The sequence below is a fragment of the Paenibacillus sp. JT31N11 genome (genome assembly GCF_056269285.1).
Map to the genome: position 1 here is coordinate 412,646 of NZ_JBWDNQ010000004.1, position 16,855 is coordinate 429,500.

The window sequence follows — 16,855 nt, forward strand, 5'->3', positions numbered from 1 at the left end:
AGGTAATGAGTCTTCTTGCCGGAATCGACATCGGAGGAACCAAATGTGCGGTCAGTCTGGGACAGGAGCACATGGGCGGAATTGATATCATCGCCAAGCAGCGTTTTGCAACTCCTCCAAGCCCCGAGCTTGCTCTTGCGCGCATCGAAGAAGCGTTGAGGCAGCTGCTGGCGGAACTGGCGGGAACCTATGAAGAAGGTCATAAAAGCGGGCCGCCTCTTGCAGGTATCGGAATCAGCTGCGGCGGGCCGCTGGACAGCAGGCGGGGGATAATATTGTCTCCCCCTAATTTGCCTGGATGGGATGGTATTGAGGTCGTGGACTATTTTTCCAGGCGGTTCCGTGTTCCTGCAGGATTGCAAAACGATGCCAATGCATGCGCCGTTGCGGAATGGAAATGGGGCGCGGGCAGGGGGCTCGAGAATGTTATTTTTCTAACCTTCGGGACAGGGATGGGCTCGGGTCTGATCCTGAACGGCAGGCTGTACTCGGGAACCAATGACATGGCTGGTGAAGTCGGGCATATGCGGATTGAAGACGAGGGGCCGGTCGGCTACGGAAAAACAGGCTCGTTCGAGGGCTTCTGCAGCGGAGGCGGCATTGCCCGGCTTGCCCAGGCGAAAGCCATCGAAGCCCACGCAAGGGGAGAACGTCCGGCATACTGTCCGCAAGCGTCGGATCTGGCCGGTGTAACAGCGGAGCGTGTCGGCCTGTCGGCGCGGCAGGGCGATCCGCTTGCGGTCGAGGTGTTCCGCCTGGTGGGCAGCAAGCTTGGAAAAGGCCTGTCTCTGCTGATTGATGTTTTGAATCCGCAGCAGATTGTCATAGGCAGCATCTATGCGCGCCAGCAGGCGCTGCTGGATGAGACGCTCTTCGAGGTGCTGAAGGCAGAGACGCTGCCGTATTCCCTGAATGTATGCCGCATCGTTCCGGCTGCGCTTGGCGAGCAGATCGGAGATTATGCCAGCTTGTCCGTAGCCGCTTATCAACTGGAACAACTAAGAGAGGGGTAAACCTAATGATAATTAAACCCGTATTTTCTGCTTTGACGTCAAAATATCCCGAGCTTGACAGCTGCCTGTCCGATATCGGGAAGGCTTATGAGCTGCTGGAAGGCTGCTACAGCATGGGCGGCCAGGTGCTTGTGTGCGGCAATGGCGGGAGTGCTTCCGACAGTGAGCATATAGTCGGGGAGCTGATGAAGGGGTTTATGCAGAAGCGGCCGGTTCCGGCGGCTTTTCGTGAGGAGGTCGGGGCTTTATTCCCGGGCGAGGAAGCGGAGATTTGCGATAATCTGCAGGGCGCGCTCCCTGCGATTTCGCTGGTCAGCCATACGGCGCTGATGACAGCGTTCATGAATGATGTTTCGGCGGATATGGTGTTTGCCCAGCAGGTTTACGGCTATGGCAGACCCGGTGACGCTCTGATTGGTCTGAGCACCTCCGGCAATTCCCGCAACGTGGTCCGCGCCTTTCAAGTAGCCAAAGCCAAAGGGATGAAGACGATCGGTCTGACGGGAAGAACGGGCGGAAGAATGAAAGAGCTGTGCGATGCGGTCATTTGTTTGCCATGGGACAGTACTCCCGATATTCAGGAGCGTCATCTGCCCATTTACCACGCCTTATGCATCGCACTGGAGGATCGTTTCTTCAGCCCGTACCCAGAATGAGCAAAAGGGCGTTAGCTCCTGTTGAAGCCCTTCTCATAAGCGGCGATAACGGTATCGGACCAATTATTCCATTCTTCATCGATGGTGCACTTTTCCGGACGCGCCTCAAACCATTCGACCGAGCGGCGGATACCTTCGGCAAACGACAGCTTGGCATTAAACTCCGGCACAAGGCGTTTGATTTTGCTGTTGTCGAAGACGCTGCTGACGGCTTTGTCGCCCAGCAGGCCGCCGATCAGGTCGGGGGAGTAGGTGCACAGAAAATCGGACGAGATATGGACGGCAGACAGCTCCGCTCCGGCAGCCGCGGCGATGGATACATACAGCTGATTCCAGCTGATGACTTCATCCGATGTAATATGGAAGGCTTCGCCAATGGCTTCGGGATGCCCCAGCAGTCCCAAGAAGCCTACGGCGAAGTCCGTGTTATGCGTCATGGTCCAGAGCGAGGTTCCGTCTCCGTGAATGATGATTTTTTTGCCTTGGCGCATACGGTCCACCAGGGACCATGGATGCTGCCAGCTGCTTATAGAAGCGGGGATCATCGTATTGCCATACGTAAAGGAAGGTCTGACAATCGTGTAAGGGAAGCCGCTTTCCATATGTTCAGCAGCCAGCAATTCCTCGCAGGCGATTTTATCCCGGGAATACTGCCAATACGGGTTGGAGAGCGGAGTTTCTTCCGTTATGATATAGTGCTCGGGCGGCTTCTGGTAAGCGGATGCCGAGCTGATATAGACATACTGGGCGGTTCTTCCCTTGAAAAGCTTGATGCTGGTCTGAACCTGGTCCGGGGTGTAGGAAATCCAGTCGACGACGCTGTCGAACTGATGCTCCGCAAGCAGCGATGCCGCCGCTTCCGGATCGCGGATATCGCCCTGAATGACCTTGGCTCCCTCGGGCACCAGCTCATCGCGCTTGCCGCGGTTGAACAAATACAGGTCATGACCCCGTTCAATAGCCAGTCTGGAGACTGCCTCGCTGATAATGCCCGTTCCACCGATAAACAATACCTTCATCTTCACATTCTCCTCTCTGTTATCCAGAAGGTATTCCCCATTTCTGCTCCCAAACCCTTCTTTTCCGATCAACTTTTGCTTCCCTTTTCATTCGTCAGCCGAGAGCTCGTCCAGCGTCTTGCTGAAGCTTGGCGCCATATGGGTCAGGAACCAGTCGATCTCCGGCATTCTCAGGAGGGCCAGAGACTGCTCGATCTGACCCTTGGCAACGGCAAACTCCCGGTTGCCGGAGGACAGCTCGGACAAGCATTTGATATAGGCATCGAGCAAATCGGCCGCCTTGAGGATCTTCAGCAGCTCGCGCTCCTGCCCGGCGTCCGGCCGGGGCGGCAAGCCGGCGGTGCTGTCAGCCTCTGCGCCTGCTTCTGCTGCGTCTGCCGCCATCGATGTCACATGCGCCGCTTTGCCGCTGACGAGCGGCGCATAAGCCGGCTGCAGCGCCTGGGGAACCATGCCGAGCAGCCTCTCGGCAGCCATGGCCTCAAGCTCGCGGAAATTCGCGAGCATCCTCGGATTGTGATGCTTGACCGGCGTAGGGATATCGCCGGTGAACACTTCCGTGGCATCGTGAAACAGCGCCATCGACGCCGCTCTGTCCGCATTCAGCTTGCGCCCGAATATGCGGTTGCCGATCTCGCACAGCATGTGGGCGAGCAGGGCTACATGGTACGAATGCTCGGCTACATTTTCACGCGTCGTATTGCGCATGAGGCTCCAGCGCTCGATATATTGCAGACGGTACATATAGGCGATGAAATGACTGTCCATAGCTTGGTTACACTCCTTGAGAAACGATATGCTGCCATAGGTTGTATATGTTATTATATAGCTAAAAAACTTACGCGACCAGTGAGAGGAGACAGCACTCATTTATGCATCAGTTCGAAGAAAGCGTCTATAAACTTGTTGTGGAAACCTCAACCAATCTTCCCGGAGATGTGCGCAAGGTCATTCAGGCGGCCCAGGAGGCCGAGGACCGCGCTACACGGGCCGGCTTATCCCTATCCACCATCGCAACCAATATCGAGATGGCCGAAGCCAATGTTTCGCCCATCTGCCAGGATACCGGCATGCCGACCTTTATCGTTCATACGCCTGTCGGAGCCAATCAAATCATCATGAAGCAGCAGATCAAAAACGCTATTGCCCGCGCCACCAAGGACGGCAAGCTGCGGACGAATTCCGTCGATTCCCTGACCGGCGCGAATACGGGAGATAATCTCGGTCCGGGCACGCCCGTTATCCATTTCGAGCAGTGGGAGAAGGACGATATCGATGTTCGTCTGATACTCAAGGGCGGCGGCTGCGAGAATAAAAACATTCAATACAGTCTGCCCACTGAGCTTGAAGGACTGGGCAAGGCGGGACGCGATCTGGACGGCATCCGCAAATGCGTCATGCATGCGGTGTATCAGGCACAGGGCCAAGGCTGCAGCGCCGGTTTCATCGGCGTCGGGATCGGCGGCGACCGCACAACGGGCTACGAGCTGGCCAAGCAGCAGCTGTTCCGCCACGTTGACGATATGAACCCCGATCCGGAGCTCCGCAAGCTGGAGCATTATGTGATGGAGAATGCCAACAAGCTGGGGATTGGCACAATGGGCTTTGGCGGCCAAGTGACATTGCTCGGCTGCAAAGCGGGCGTTATGAACCGGCTGCCAGCCAGCTTCTTCGTCTCCGTCGCTTACAACTGCTGGGCCTATCGCCGCCAGGGCGTGCTGCTGAATGCGGATTCCGGCGAAATCAAGGAATGGATCTATCCAAGCGGTTCGGATACCCCGATGGTATCGCAGGCGGCAGATGCCGCTGCCGAGGCGGTGACAGGGCAGGAGGAGCGCCGCGAGGTCGTTCTGAACACGCCTTTTACGGAAGAACAGATGCGCAGTCTGAAGGTCGGCGACATCGTCGTCATCAATGGCGAAATGCACACAGGCAGAGATGCGATGCATAAATATCTGATGGATCACGATGCACCGATTGATTTGAACGGTGCGGTTATTTATCACTGCGGTCCGGTTATGCTAAAGGATGAGGAAGGCTGGCATGTGAAGGCTGCCGGACCGACAACGAGCATCCGCGAAGAGCCGTATCAAGGTGATATTATCAAGAAATTCGGCATCCGCGCGGTCATCGGCAAGGGCGGTATGGGTCCCAGGACGCTCGCCGCTCTGCAGGAGCACGGAGCGGTTTACTTGAATGCCATCGGCGGAGCGGCTCAATATTACGCGGAATGCTTCAAGCAGGTGAACGGCGTTGATCATATGGAATTCGGCATACCGGAAGCGATGTGGCATTTGAAAACAGAGGGCTTCGCCGCTATCGTCACGATGGATGCGCACGGCAACAGCCTGCACGCGGATGTCGAGCAGGATTCCTTTGCCAAGCTGGCACAGTTTAAAGAACCGGTTTTTGTATAAAATATAAGCAATCATAATTCTCATGTTTAAACCGGATATTTACCTGATCCCTGGATGCAGATCCGAGGGATTTCTTTTTCCCCAAGCACAGGGCTTTGTGTTTATTTACAAAAGCTTAACAATAGAACACTTGGCATGGGAGCTTCTGTACAGGTACGATGAAGCTTGGAAGAAAAGCTTGGGGGTATAACGGGATGAATAGCTTTCGCACAAGGCTGACCATAATAATGATTACACTGATCGGCCTTTCGGTATTGGCTGCCGGTCTCTTTATGGGCAAAACCTTTAAGAATAACCATCTGGATGCGCTGCAGGATAATATGGTGCGAGAGATGAGAATTATTTTGGATCAAATGGAGTGGCGCGACGGGACGCCGGAGGAGCTGTATGGCTACTATACGCAGGAAGCTCAGCGGCTGAAGAAGATTACAGACTCGCGGGTTACCTTCATCAACGGCAGCGGCGTGGTGCTGGGCGATTCCGATCATGATCCCGAGACCATGGACAACCATCTGCAGCGGGCCGAGGTACAGGAAGCGGAGAAGTCCGGCGTCGGCAGATCGATACGCCGCAGCGATACGATTGATCAAAATCTGCTGTACGTGGCCATGCTTGTCGATCCGAAACGGCCGGAAGCGGGTATAATCCGTCTGTCGCTCAGCCTCAAGGAGGTCGATGAGAGCATCACGCGGATCTGGACCACGCTGCTCGTTGGTCTGCTTATTCTGTTCGTAGTGGCGGTATTTATCAGCTTCCGTGTGGCCAGAGGGCTTACAAGGCCGCTGGAGCAGATTACCCGCGTATCCAAACGGATCAAAAACCTGGATTACCGGGCAAGAGTATCCGTGAAGGGCCATGATGAAATCGGAGAGCTTGGTCTGGCTATCAATGCCATGGCGGATGGTCTGCAGGTACAGATGGAACGTATTCATCAGAACGAAAGCCAACTGGCAAGCGTGCTTGACAATATGATTGACGGCGTTATGATGATCGACCGGGATGGAAGCATTGTGCTGATGAACCGCTGCGCCGAGGAGATGCTGGGCATCTCCTCGAAGGAGCTGGTCGGGCGGCATTATCTGGAGGCGAAGCAGCAGTATGAGCTGCTGCAAATTATCCAGGACGGACTTGAACGCAAAGAGCATCTGCGCGAGGAAATTACATTTTATTTTCCCGAAGAGCGTTTGCTTGATCTCAATCTCGTTCCGATCTTTCAGGATGAAGAGTTCGGCGGCGTGCTGCTGGTGCTTCAGGATGTGTCGGCCATCCGGCGGCTGGAGCGGATGCGCAGCGAGTTTGTCGCCAATGTTTCGCATGAGCTGAAAACGCCGATTACGGCGGTGAAAGGCTTCGCCGAGACGCTTCTTGGCGGAGCGGTGGACGATCCGGAGACGGCGCGCTCCTTTCTGCAAATTATTTTTGACGAGAGCGACCGCCTGAACCGTTTGATCGGCGATATTCTGGAGCTCTCGAAGATTGAGTCGCGCCGTATTCCGCTGCAGTTCTCGCCTGTGGAGCTCTCGTCCTTTATCGACAAATCCATCAAGCTGATGTCCGCGGAGGCCGCCCGCAAGCATATCGTCGTTTCTCTGAAAGCGGAGCCTGGAATCTACGCGGAGGCCGACGAGGACAGGCTGCGGCAAATCATCATGAATTTGCTGGCCAATGGAATCAGCTATACGCCGGAAGGCGGGCATGTGACGATTGTCGTCAGACCGGTAGCGGGTACCAGATATGTATCCGACGGGGAAGACTACGATCATATCCGCATCTCTATTTCGGATTCGGGCATCGGTATTCCCAAGAAGGATCTGCCGCGCATCTTCGAGCGCTTCTACCGTGTGGACAAGGCAAGATCACGCGGATCGGGCGGAACAGGCCTTGGCTTGTCGATCGTCAAGCATCTGGTGGAGCTGCATAAAGGCTCCATAACCGTTGAAAGTACCGTTGGTGTCGGCTCGACCTTCACGATCGTACTGCCGGTGCTGCAGTGACCTCCAGTTAACAAGGCTGGACGATTCTTCTCCATGAATGATATGATTAAGATATATAAGAAAGTGGAATCGCGCGTGGAGTCATGCGCGAAGGCTGGGGGTCTACATGTCGCAAAGAGTGCTGGTCATTGAAGACGAACCGACACTGGCGAGATTGCTCTCCTACAATTTAACGCAGGAAGGGTATGACACGACAGTTATCGATCATGGTGCAGAGGGTTTGCAAGTCGCGCTGCAGCGTTCGTTTGAACTGATTATTCTGGATATTATGTTACCGGGGATGAATGGATTTGAGATCTTAACGAGGCTGCGTCAAAGCGGCAACCGGACACCTGTTATCGTGCTGACGGCACGCAACGCCGAGGAAGAGGTTGTTCAGGGGCTCAAGCATGGCGCTGATGATTATATGACCAAGCCGTTTGGCGTTGCGGAGCTTCTGGCGCGGGTCTCGGCCGTGCTTCGCCGGACAAGTCAGGAAGAAGGCAAGCCAAGCGAGACGACAGGCAAGGTCATTACGGCAGGCGATTTGTCCATTTATCCGGAGCGGTACGAGGTTGTGCTGGGCGGGGATTCCATCCCCCTGCGTCCGAAGGAGTTTGAAGTGCTGCTATATCTGGTGCAGCGGCCGGGCATGGTCATCACGCGCGATGATCTGATGAACGTCGTGTGGGGCTTTGATTATATCGGCGGCCAGCGTACAGTGGATGTGCATGTCAGCTCCCTGCGCAAGAAGCTGGAGCTTGGGCAGCAATCGGTTCAGATTGAATCCATCCGCGGCGTCGGCTACAAGCTTGTAATGCCAAAAAAGCTCGGATCATCGAAATAATCGGTGATCCGGGCTTTTTTCTGCCTTATAGCCTTATCGAGAATAATGTCCCAATGGAAGAAATCAACTTTGCCGCCTGAGGATGGCGAATGACGTTTCTTCCTTCCTGGCGTTTATCCACGGTTCCAGGCTAGCATCCGCTTCTGAAACTGCTTGGGCGAGCAGTCGTTGTATTTTTTGAACATTTTATAGAAATGGGCCATATTGGGCATCCCAATATGGTCGCCTACCTCGGATATGCTCAGATCCTTGGTCAGCAGTATCCGCTCGGCCCATTTGATCTTGCGGTAATTGACATACTCGGTAAAGGACAGGCCAATGGCCTTCTTGAAAAACTTCACGAAATAGTAGTAGCTCATATTGGCCATCTTGCTGACTTCTTCCACCTGGATGCGGTCCGTGAGGTGATCCTCAACAAAATCCAGCACGTTGCGAAGGCGCGCCCGGTCAAAATCCTCGCGTTCGGCGAGCATTTTTTTTGTGTCGCTGCGGATGAGCAGCAGCAGCAATTTCTTGATAATCATGCTGACGGCCAGTTCATAGCCGGTCTGCTTGAACGTGACTTCCTTAAGGATCGCCCGGATGCAGTCCGCGGCCTCCTTGTTGGCCTGCTCGTTCTCCTGGAAAATGTAATTCGCCCGGCTGAGCGGATTCTTCGTCTCGGAGAAAAAACGCATATAGGGCATTGTGCTGTGATCAAAAAATTGCTCAATGTCGAATTGGAGCACATTATAATTCAGCGGGACTCCCAGGCTGCGGTCGCGGTGCAGCTGGCTGGAGCCGATAATGGCCACATCGCCCGCTTCGAGGCGTACCAATTCTTCATCTATATAAACATCCAGAACACCCTCGTTGACAAGAAGCAATTCAATCTCCCGATGATAATGCCAGTTTATGGTGAAATCATGATTTCGCTGGGACTGATACACCCGAATCGACAAAAGAGGGTTTTCATAGTCTACTTTTTCGTTATAAACTTCCACGCTACCATCCCTTCGACGACAAAATCACATAAAAGCAGCGCCATTCCGAAGCTGGTTTTTTGTAGTCGGAATCGTCTATACTTATTCTAGTGTTTGTTGTGTCATGAAACAAGCAGCATGCAATAAAAAATATATGAAGTTCACATTATGGAGGTAGAATCAATGTCGAAGTTACGTATTGGCATCATCGGCTGCGGAGGTATCGCAAACGGTAAGCATTTGCCAAGTCTTGCAAAGGTACAGGATGCAGAAATTGTCGCATTCTGCGATATCGTAGTTGATCGTGCAGAAGACGCCAAAGAGAAATACGGCAGCTCTGAATCAAAAGTATACAGCAACTATCATGAATTGCTCAGCGATTCCTCGATTGATGCCGTTCATGTTTGTACGCCGAATGATTCCCATGCGGAAATTTCGATCGCCGCTATGGAAGCCGGCAAGCACGTATTGTGCGAGAAGCCAATGGCGAAGATAGCTGCTGACGCACGCCGCATGCTGGAAACCTCGCAGCGTACAGGCAAGAAGCTGAGCATTGGCTACAACAACCGTTTCCGTAGCGACAGCCGCTACCTGAAGCAGCTGTGTACGGAAGGCGAGCTTGGCGAGATTTATTATGCGCGTGCGCATGCTATTCGTCGTCGCGCCGTTCCAACATGGGGCGTTTTCCTGGACGAAGAGAAGCAAGGCGGAGGTCCGCTGATCGATATCGGTACGCATGCACTTGATCTGGTGCTGTGGATGATGGACAACTACAAGCCTAAGGCTGTTCTTGGACGTACTTATCACAAGCTGTCCCAAACCGAGAATGCGGCTAACGCTTGGGGATCTTGGGATCCGGCGAAGTTCACCGTTGAAGATTCGGCATTTGCCATGATTACAATGGAGAACGGTGCATCGATCGTAATCGAAGCCAGCTGGGCGCTTAACTCGCTTGATATCGATGAAGCGAAAGTTTCGCTCTCCGGTACCAAAGCAGGTGCGGACATGAAGAACGGTCTGCGCATCAACGGCGAGAAAAACAGCCGTCTGTATGTCAACGATATCGAGCTGAACAGCGGCGGCGTCGCTTTCTACGATGGCGCAAGCGAAGAGCCTTCCGTGCTGGAAATGCACACATGGGTAGACGCTATCCTGAACGATAAAGATGTACTGGTTAAACCGGAACAGGCTTTGGTCGTTTCCGAAGTTCTTGAAGCCATCTACGAGTCGGCACGTACCGGCAAAGCCGTTTATTTCGACTAAGTTTATTGCAGCAGCAACATGCCAGGAATCACAGGTTAGGCAGGCAAGCAGGGCTGTGAACCAGCCGGATTGTCCGGATTTGTGAAGTAAATCAAAAAGAGCTGAACCGTTATTTCTCAACGGCTCAGCTCTTTTTTCATATGTGACACCTTAATTGAAGGAGCTTCATTCTGGACTGATTTGATCAATGATAAAGGGCTGCATTCCTCGTTATGGACAAAGTCAGCGTTTCTTGCGCTTGGCGATTTCCCCGCTTACGACAAAACCAAGCTCTTCATTATCAAACACCATTAAAATATGAAGCAGGGCATCATCATCGATCACAGGGGCTTCTTCCTTCGGGAGGGACAAGGAGACGGCCTGGTTCAAAGCCTCGTTAGCCGCTTGATTCGGATAGGCGCGTATGTATAATTCCACAGGATCAAGATCATGATTGATGCACCATTGGGCGAAGGCGTCCACCATCATCTGTTCGTCCCGCTGATAGTTCGCTGCAACCCATTGTTCTATTTCTTTGCTGTTCATGAGCACACTCTCCTAGTGAAACAGATGATCCCATTATAACGAAAGCAGCGGCCAATCCACAATTGCTTTTGACCTTCCATAGAAACAGGACTCTATCCGCTGCCATGAGCTGGTATAGAGTCCTGTAAGGCTGCTATGCGAAAATCACTGGTCTGGTTGCTTCGGCTTTCTCCCGAACAGCCAGAAGATAAATACGATCGCGAAGGCAACAACAAGAAATGGGGCGACGAATATCAAAAAATCCTCCATATGATTCCCTCCTAAAGTTTTACGGAGTAAAACTGCATCGAAAGCATAGGCTAAGTTTTACACTATTTTTATTTTCCCCGTTTGCCCTGAACGTACTTGGCATCGAACAGGAACAGCCGCATGAGCAGGTATAGGGATGGAATCAGCAGCAGCAGTCCAAGAATAAATACGGCAATCAGAGCAAGGGCCATGGGCTCGCTTGTGAAATTATCGTAGATGGTTAAGTAAGGATATAATATATAAGGCAAATGTGCTGCTCCGTACCCGAAGAATGCGAACCCAAACTGCAGCATGACGAAGATAAAGGAAAGACCCAATCTTTTGCGTGTATATAACAGATAGACGGCAATCAGAAAGCAGGCGAATGACAGGACAAACATCCAGGCATAGGACTGCATCTGCCGGAAATGCTCCGGATTGTGATTGCGGATTGCGAAAAAAACAAGCAGGCTGCTTAATATGGTCGGTCCGCTCCAGGCGAGCGCATACTTGCGCACCACTTCAAAAGCATTGCGGTCATTCGCGCGATTGGCATAGTAGCTCAGGAACATTGCCGAGATATACAGCACACTTACGAGAGCCAGCAGTACGACAGTCCAGGAGTAGCTGCTGGTGAGCAGCCTGCTGAACAGGAAGCTGACCTTGCCATTGGCATCGACAGCGATGTAGCCGCCCTCGGAAATGGTCATCACGGTAGATAATGCCGCCGGTATAAGCAGGCCGCTTGCTCCGTAAAGCATGATATAGAAGCGGTTATTCTTCTTGGAGCCGTAAGCGCTGAAGGCATAATAAGCGCCGCGGACAGCCAGCAGCACAATCGCAACGCTCCCGGGAACCAGCAAGGCGGTTCCGTAATAATAGGCGGTATCCGGGAAGAAGCCGACGATGCCGACGAAGAAGAAGACGAGAAAGACGTTGGTTACTTCCCACACCGGCGACAAGTACCGTTCAATGATGTTTTGGATCAGATGGCGTTTCCCCGTAATCGTGCTGTAATAGCTGAAGAATCCGGCGCCGAAGTCGATGGAGGCCACAATGAGATAGCCGAACAGAAAGACCCAGAGTACGGATATGCCAAGCACTTCATAACTCATTGTCCATCGCCCTCCTCAATCCCTCTGGCTTTCATTTCATCCTCCACATGATTGCTTTTGAACATCTTGATCAGCACACGCACGGAGGTGAAGCCGAGCACAGCGTACAAGGCGGTGAACACGATCAGCATCGTATCCACATGATCCGAGGTTGTGGCGCCTTCGGAGGTCTTCATGATGCCATGCAGAATCCATGGCTGGCGTCCAACCTCTGCGAATATCCAGCCATGCTCGATCGTCAGCATCGAGACCGGGGCGGCAAGCACAATGGCGCGCAGCAGCCATTTGTTCGTGTAAGCAAGATGGCGTTTGCGCCACAGCACCAGCATGAATACAACCGAGATCAGAACCATCAAGGCGACAAAGCCCATTTTGATATCAAACAGATAATGGATCCACAGCGGCGGCTCCTCGTCATCGGGAATATCGTTAAGCCCCGTAACTTCCGCGTTAGGCAGTCCATGAGCCAATATACTGAGGGCATAGGGGATTTTCAGCCCGTATTTAATGTTATTATTCGCATCCAGGATACCGCCGAGCACAAGGGGGGCCTGCGAAGAGGTTTCAAAATGCCATTCCATGGCGGCCAGCTTCTCCGGCTGGTAGTTCGCCAGGTATTTACCGGATAAATCGCCAATGACTGCGCTGCCGATAAGGAAAACAAAGGCGGATACCATCGTCATCTTCAGCGCTTTTTTGTGATAGACGTGATTGCGGCCCTTCAGCAGCGAAAAAGCGGCAATGGCGGCAAGCGCGAAGGCGCATGTCGTGTAAGCAGTGATCAGGACATGCGAGACTTTGGTCGGCATAGCCGGGCTCAACATTGCCCCGAACGGTGAAATATCGGTAATCGCGCCATCTACGACCGTTACGCCGGCTGGCGCATTCATGAATGCATTGACGACTGTAATGAAGAACGCCGATGCGGATGATCCGATCACAACAGGCACGAGCAGCCAGAAGTGAACCATTTTATTCTTGAAGCGGTCCCAGGTGTACAGGTAGATTCCAAGAAAAATCGCTTCGAAGAAGAAAGCGAAGGTCTCCATAAACAGCGGCAGCGCGATGGATTGGCCGGCTACGCGCATGAAGCTGGGCCAGAGCAGACTGAGCTGCAGTCCGATAGCAGTTCCCGTCACAACGCCGACTGCCACGGTGATGACGAACCCGCGCGCCCAACGTCTGGCCAGGAGCAGGTAGTGAGCGTCATTGCGTCTGATACCGATCCACTCCGCAAGTGCGATCATAAGCGGCACCCCGACGCCGACCGTCGCATAAATAATGTGAAAAGCGAGGGTGAATGATGTTAGTATTCGGCTGTACATGACCGGATCGTATCCGCTAAGCAGCATGGTTGAATCCCTCCTGTTGATAATGAAATAAAATGAATAATTGCAGCCCCATATTCAATTTCGTTTTAAAATATGCGCCGGGATAAAGCGAGCAGCATTATGAACGCTACAGCGATGCATAATATGATTAAGCGTTTCTCCTGTTTTGCTATACGTTCGCCCGATTTATTCTGATCCTTGTCAACCATAGGTATCCCTTCTTCCTTAGTGATCCAATTGACTTATATTTATAGTATAAGCTGATTTGTGATTATTTTCACAATGAATTGTGACCAGTGGTTGACTAATTGTTGTCAAAGTGTTGAATGAAGGTTGTGTGGTGTCATAAGCGTCTGCTCCCGACTAGAAGTCGTAGGAGTGGCTGAAAGAACTCGCTAAGAGCTACCGTGTCAGTCCGGACTCGATCGTCGAAAATCGACTGCATAAACCATGAACCAAATATTATAGAGGTTGAGGGTCATCCGAGTCATGAAGAGAGTGACGGGTTCGATACAGTCTTTCGGAATAAAAGTTTATAATTTCAACTGACTTGTTTAGGAGATCCGGCAAATCTCACGTTATGCTGGCTATACGCTGAAATAGAAAAACGGTTGACATCATACGGGAAATATATTATCTTTAATTAAAGATATTTAAAATAAAGATTAAAGGAGGCGGATTTCGGGGCCAACACAATTGGATGAAAAACACGAAACATCACTTAAGCTATTCGTGCATGCAGGTATGGCACGAATGAAGACTTTTACCTTAGATGAAAGCACGAAACTACTGATACACTGAAGAGAATGGGTAAATGGGCCCAAAGCGGGCAGCAGAGTCGAACACCGCCATATATCTTAAAAATAAGATAATGAACATGAAAATAAATGATTTTAATCCGCAAACAAAAATTCGAATCATATAGGAGTGATTAATGATGTCGTTACAAACAACAGGAATTCACCATATTACGGCTTTTGCAAGAAATCCGCAGGAGAACGTCGATTTTTACGCAGGCATTCTTGGCCTTCGGCTTGTGAAGAAAACCATTAACTTCGACGCCCCGGAGGTGTATCATTTGTACTTCGGCAACAAGGCCGGCAGCCCTGGCACAATCATCACCTTCTTCCCGTGGCCCACTTCCAGGAAGGGACGGGTTGGCGGCGGACAAGTGGGGATTACCACATTTGTTGTTCCGGCAGGCGCACTCGGCTTCTGGGAAGATCGGCTTAAGCGCTTTGGCATCTCGGTGACGAAGGCTTTCAGATTCTCCGAGCAGTATCTTCAGTTCGCGGATAAGGAAGGGCTTCGGCTGGAAATCGTGGAACGGGCGGAAGGATCGAATAGCGAATGGTCATTCGGCGGGGTTCCCACCGATAAAGCGATCAAAGGATTTGGCGGAGCCGTCCTCTTTAGTATCGACCCGGCAAAAACAATGGACGCCCTGGAGCATATTCTTGGCATGAAGAAAGTCGGTGAGGATCAAGGTTATGCGCGTTTTCAAACGTCAGCTGATGTTGGAAACCTCATTGACGTGGCGGTAACCAATATGGAGTTGGGAGCCGGCGGCGCCGGTACAGTACACCATATTGCTTGGCGGGCCAAAGATTTTGACGAGCATGTAAAATGGCAAAACCATGTGCTTCAATCCGGTTACCAACCGACTGAAATTAAAGACCGTCAGTATTTCAATGCGATTTATTTCCGGGAAGCCGGAGGGATCCTGTTCGAGATCGCTACGGATCCACCGGGATTTTCCAGAGATGAGGATGCAGAATTTCTGGGAGAAAAATTGATGCTTCCATCCTGGTTCGAACCCCGCCGCGCGCAGCTCGAAGCGAAGCTGGATCCGATCCAAGTCCGTGAACTGAAGGAGGTCAGGCAATGAAGGGAATGAGAGGAGAATCTTATTTTCCGAACAAAGAGCTTTACGATTTTCTGAACCAGGGCAGCATATCCGTATATTGTGTTTATCAGGAGGAACGATATGATTTCTATAGATCCGGAAGTGCAAAGCGACAGGGATAATTATAAGCTTCTCATCGGCAGCGTCGTTCCGCGCCCGATTGCATTCGTTACCACGCTGTCGGAGCAAGGGATATTGAATGGCGCGCCATTCAGCTATTTTTCAATCGTTTCCAGCAGTCCTCCGCTTTTATCCTTATCGGTGCAGCGCAAGAATGGCGAGATGAAGGATACGGCACGAAACGCCATTACTACGGGCGAGCTTGTTGTTCACATCGTTGACGAGGCCAATGTCGAACATATTAATCAGACCGCAGCGACTTTGCCTCCTGACGAAAGTGAAGTGGTGCTTGCAGGGCTAACGCCGAGCGACAGTGAAGCGGTTAAGGTTCCGGGGATTGCAGAGTCAAAGTTTCGGATGGAATGTGTTCTTGAACATGCTATTGAACTTGGAGGGACGGAAGAAACACCGGGTTGTGACCTGTTGATCGCGCGCGTGGTCCGTTTTCGGATCTCGGAAGACATTCTGCAGGACGGGAGAATAGATGCGGCGAAGCTAGCGCCCGTCAGCCGTATGGCAGGAAATTTCTATGCGGCCTTGGGCAGAATATTTACCCTTGAACGGCCGGGATAACTGGCACGAAACGCTTTATGCGGGTCAAGTGCCCGTTATTCAGTGTTACAAACTCGCTTCGGCAACATGCCAGGGTCGATGCAACAAGTCCTCGATACTACGGGAGGACTCTGGTTCGGAGGATAAGCTTGCTAATAAAGTTGTGAATACCAAGACTCCGCTCAGCTGATGCAGAAATGGCCATATCTTCTGATCGGCTGATAGCGGATGTTTAAAAATCAAAAGGTTATTGGAGGAGAAACAAAGATGGCACTTGATTGGAGAACAAAGAAGGTCGGATTGATAGTAGGAAGTTTAAGAGAAAACTCGTTCAACCGCATGATTGCTGCTGCTATACCCGAGTTGGATGACTCGATCGTCTACGAGTCGATATCCATAGCGGATCTCCCCTTGTACAACGAAGATACAGATCATGGAGACGGCCCTGAGCCCGTCCAACGCTTCCGCGAAGCGATTAAGCGGGTCGACGGTATCATTATTGTTAGCCCTGAGTACAATTCGGGTATTCCCGGTGTCTTGAAAAACGCTCTGGACTGGGCTTCGACTCCGACCAAAACCGCCGCTCTGCGCAGAAAGCCGGTCGGGCTGGTAGGCGCAACTCCAGGGGTCAAAGGTACGATCCTGTCGCAGCAGCAGATCAGACAGACGTTGGAGGCGACTCAAGCACTTGTGCTTCCTTTTCAAAAGATGTACATTTCGCAAGTAATGGATAAGGTGGATCTGGAACGGCGCCTATTGACCGACGAAGCTACCCGCAAGTATCTGAAGCGCTACGTACAGCAATTCATCCTTTGGATCGATCAGGTTCCTTCTTTGGATTAAGGGAGAAGGACAAGTGGACGATGCATTGCAATATTATTCCTGCGAGTAACCGATTGGGCAACAGGGTAAATTACCAGAGATGAGC

16 protein-coding genes and 1 pseudogene are annotated in these 16,855 nt (G+C 51.9%); 10 read left to right on the top strand and 7 right to left on the bottom strand.

Going from position 1 to position 16,855, the window contains the following annotated elements:
* Positions 1–5: 5 nt before the first annotated feature.
* Both AC0YNV_RS17715 and AC0YNV_RS17720 read left to right on the top strand, forming a co-directional pair.
* Complete coding sequence (locus AC0YNV_RS17715) at positions 6–1,013, top strand: ROK family protein (protein ID WP_475769218.1); 1,008 nt, start codon at positions 6–8, stop codon at positions 1,011–1,013.
* A 5-nt stretch (positions 1,014–1,018) separates the two neighbouring features.
* A complete protein-coding gene (locus AC0YNV_RS17720; RefSeq protein WP_475769219.1) occupies positions 1,019–1,669 on the top strand; it encodes a D-sedoheptulose-7-phosphate isomerase in 651 nt (216 codons plus the stop codon).
* A gap of 11 nt (positions 1,670–1,680) precedes the next feature.
* Here AC0YNV_RS17720 and AC0YNV_RS17725 read toward each other — a convergent pair whose 3' ends face one another.
* Positions 1,681–2,688, bottom strand: coding sequence for an SDR family oxidoreductase (locus AC0YNV_RS17725; protein WP_475769220.1), 1,008 nt, complete (start codon positions 2,686–2,688; stop codon positions 1,681–1,683).
* 87 nt (positions 2,689–2,775) lie between these two features.
* Entirely contained in the window at positions 2,776–3,456 is a 681-nt protein-coding gene (yfbR, locus tag AC0YNV_RS17730; protein WP_475769221.1) for a 5'-deoxynucleotidase, read from the bottom strand.
* A gap of 104 nt (positions 3,457–3,560) precedes the next feature.
* On the opposite strand from yfbR, the gene AC0YNV_RS17735 reads away from it, so the two are divergent.
* The 3 genes from AC0YNV_RS17735 (at position 3,561) to AC0YNV_RS17745 (ending at position 7,925) form a co-directional block, all read left to right on the top strand.
* Positions 3,561–5,105, top strand: coding sequence for a fumarate hydratase (locus AC0YNV_RS17735; RefSeq protein WP_475769222.1), 1,545 nt, complete (start codon positions 3,561–3,563; stop codon positions 5,103–5,105).
* A gap of 194 nt (positions 5,106–5,299) precedes the next feature.
* Entirely contained in the window at positions 5,300–7,099 is a 1,800-nt protein-coding gene (gene pnpS / locus AC0YNV_RS17740; protein WP_475769223.1) for a two-component system histidine kinase PnpS, read from the top strand.
* 106 nt (positions 7,100–7,205) lie between these two features.
* Entirely contained in the window at positions 7,206–7,925 is a 720-nt protein-coding gene (locus AC0YNV_RS17745; RefSeq protein ID WP_210037282.1) for a response regulator transcription factor, read from the top strand.
* Positions 7,926–8,038: 113 nt separating this feature from the next.
* Here AC0YNV_RS17745 and AC0YNV_RS17750 read toward each other — a convergent pair whose 3' ends face one another.
* The gene (locus tag AC0YNV_RS17750; protein WP_210037283.1) at positions 8,039–8,908 is read right to left on the bottom strand and encodes an AraC family transcriptional regulator; all 870 of its coding nucleotides are present in this window, start codon (positions 8,906–8,908) and stop codon (positions 8,039–8,041) included.
* Positions 8,909–9,070: 162 nt separating this feature from the next.
* On the opposite strand from AC0YNV_RS17750, the gene AC0YNV_RS17755 reads away from it, so the two are divergent.
* Entirely contained in the window at positions 9,071–10,150 is a 1,080-nt protein-coding gene (locus tag AC0YNV_RS17755) for a Gfo/Idh/MocA family protein (RefSeq protein ID WP_210037284.1), read from the top strand.
* Positions 10,151–10,372: 222 nt separating this feature from the next.
* On the opposite strand, the gene AC0YNV_RS17760 is transcribed toward AC0YNV_RS17755, so the two are convergent.
* From AC0YNV_RS17760 to AC0YNV_RS17775, 4 genes are all read right to left on the bottom strand, one after another.
* The gene (locus tag AC0YNV_RS17760; RefSeq protein ID WP_475769224.1) at positions 10,373–10,675 is read right to left on the bottom strand and encodes a hypothetical protein; all 303 of its coding nucleotides are present in this window, start codon (positions 10,673–10,675) and stop codon (positions 10,373–10,375) included.
* A gap of 144 nt (positions 10,676–10,819) precedes the next feature.
* Positions 10,820–10,924, bottom strand: a complete 105-nt coding sequence (gene cydS / locus AC0YNV_RS17765; RefSeq protein WP_475769225.1) for a cytochrome bd oxidase small subunit CydS family protein — start codon at positions 10,922–10,924, stop codon at positions 10,820–10,822.
* 68 nt (positions 10,925–10,992) lie between these two features.
* Positions 10,993–12,018, bottom strand: a complete 1,026-nt coding sequence (locus AC0YNV_RS17770) for a cytochrome d ubiquinol oxidase subunit II (protein WP_475769226.1) — start codon at positions 12,016–12,018, stop codon at positions 10,993–10,995.
* On the bottom strand, positions 12,015–13,370 hold the full coding sequence (locus AC0YNV_RS17775; protein ID WP_475769227.1) for a cytochrome ubiquinol oxidase subunit I: 1,356 nt from the start codon (positions 13,368–13,370) through the stop codon (positions 12,015–12,017). Before AC0YNV_RS17775 ends, AC0YNV_RS17770 begins: the two co-directional genes overlap by 4 nt.
* Positions 13,371–14,286: 916 nt before the next feature.
* On the opposite strand from AC0YNV_RS17775, the gene AC0YNV_RS17780 reads away from it, so the two are divergent.
* From AC0YNV_RS17780 to AC0YNV_RS17795, 4 genes and pseudogenes are all read left to right on the top strand, one after another.
* Entirely contained in the window at positions 14,287–15,237 is a 951-nt protein-coding gene (locus tag AC0YNV_RS17780) for a ring-cleaving dioxygenase (RefSeq protein ID WP_475769368.1), read from the top strand.
* A gap of 99 nt (positions 15,238–15,336) precedes the next feature.
* On the top strand, positions 15,337–15,948 hold the full coding sequence (locus AC0YNV_RS17785) for a flavin reductase family protein (RefSeq protein ID WP_475769228.1): 612 nt from the start codon (positions 15,337–15,339) through the stop codon (positions 15,946–15,948).
* A gap of 45 nt (positions 15,949–15,993) precedes the next feature.
* Positions 15,994–16,105, top strand: a pseudogene (locus AC0YNV_RS17790) (NAD(P)H:quinone oxidoreductase, type IV); the annotation flags it as partial.
* 89 nt (positions 16,106–16,194) lie between these two features.
* A complete protein-coding gene (locus AC0YNV_RS17795) occupies positions 16,195–16,770 on the top strand; it encodes an NADPH-dependent FMN reductase (RefSeq protein WP_475769229.1) in 576 nt (191 codons plus the stop codon).
* Positions 16,771–16,855: the final 85 nt, after the last annotated feature.

Excerpts from the sequence above, each read along its gene's own strand:
- AC0YNV_RS17735 (WP_475769222.1), top strand. The coding sequence starts at position 3,561 with ATGCATCAGTTCGAAGAAAGCGTCTATAAACTTGTTGTGGAAACCTCA.
- AC0YNV_RS17785 (WP_475769228.1), top strand. The coding sequence starts at position 15,337 with ATGATTTCTATAGATCCGGAAGTGCAAAGCGACAGGGATAATTATAAG.
- yfbR (WP_475769221.1), bottom strand. The coding sequence starts at position 3,456 with ATGGACAGTCATTTCATCGCCTATATGTACCGTCTGCAATATATCGAG.
- cydS (WP_475769225.1), bottom strand. The coding sequence starts at position 10,924 with ATGGAGGATTTTTTGATATTCGTCGCCCCATTTCTTGTTGTTGCCTTC.
- AC0YNV_RS17725 (WP_475769220.1), bottom strand. The coding sequence starts at position 2,688 with ATGAAGGTATTGTTTATCGGTGGAACGGGCATTATCAGCGAGGCAGTC.
- AC0YNV_RS17780 (WP_475769368.1), top strand. The coding sequence starts at position 14,287 with ATGTCGTTACAAACAACAGGAATTCACCATATTACGGCTTTTGCAAGA.
- AC0YNV_RS17760 (WP_475769224.1), bottom strand. The coding sequence starts at position 10,675 with ATGAACAGCAAAGAAATAGAACAATGGGTTGCAGCGAACTATCAGCGG.
- AC0YNV_RS17745 (WP_210037282.1), top strand. The coding sequence starts at position 7,206 with ATGTCGCAAAGAGTGCTGGTCATTGAAGACGAACCGACACTGGCGAGA.
- AC0YNV_RS17715 (WP_475769218.1), top strand. The coding sequence starts at position 6 with ATGAGTCTTCTTGCCGGAATCGACATCGGAGGAACCAAATGTGCGGTC.
- AC0YNV_RS17795 (WP_475769229.1), top strand. The coding sequence starts at position 16,195 with ATGGCACTTGATTGGAGAACAAAGAAGGTCGGATTGATAGTAGGAAGT.
- AC0YNV_RS17755 (WP_210037284.1), top strand. The coding sequence starts at position 9,071 with ATGTCGAAGTTACGTATTGGCATCATCGGCTGCGGAGGTATCGCAAAC.
- AC0YNV_RS17770 (WP_475769226.1), bottom strand. The coding sequence starts at position 12,018 with ATGAGTTATGAAGTGCTTGGCATATCCGTACTCTGGGTCTTTCTGTTC.
- AC0YNV_RS17775 (WP_475769227.1), bottom strand. The coding sequence starts at position 13,370 with ATGCTGCTTAGCGGATACGATCCGGTCATGTACAGCCGAATACTAACA.
- pnpS (WP_475769223.1), top strand. The coding sequence starts at position 5,300 with ATGAATAGCTTTCGCACAAGGCTGACCATAATAATGATTACACTGATC.
- AC0YNV_RS17720 (WP_475769219.1), top strand. The coding sequence starts at position 1,019 with ATGATAATTAAACCCGTATTTTCTGCTTTGACGTCAAAATATCCCGAG.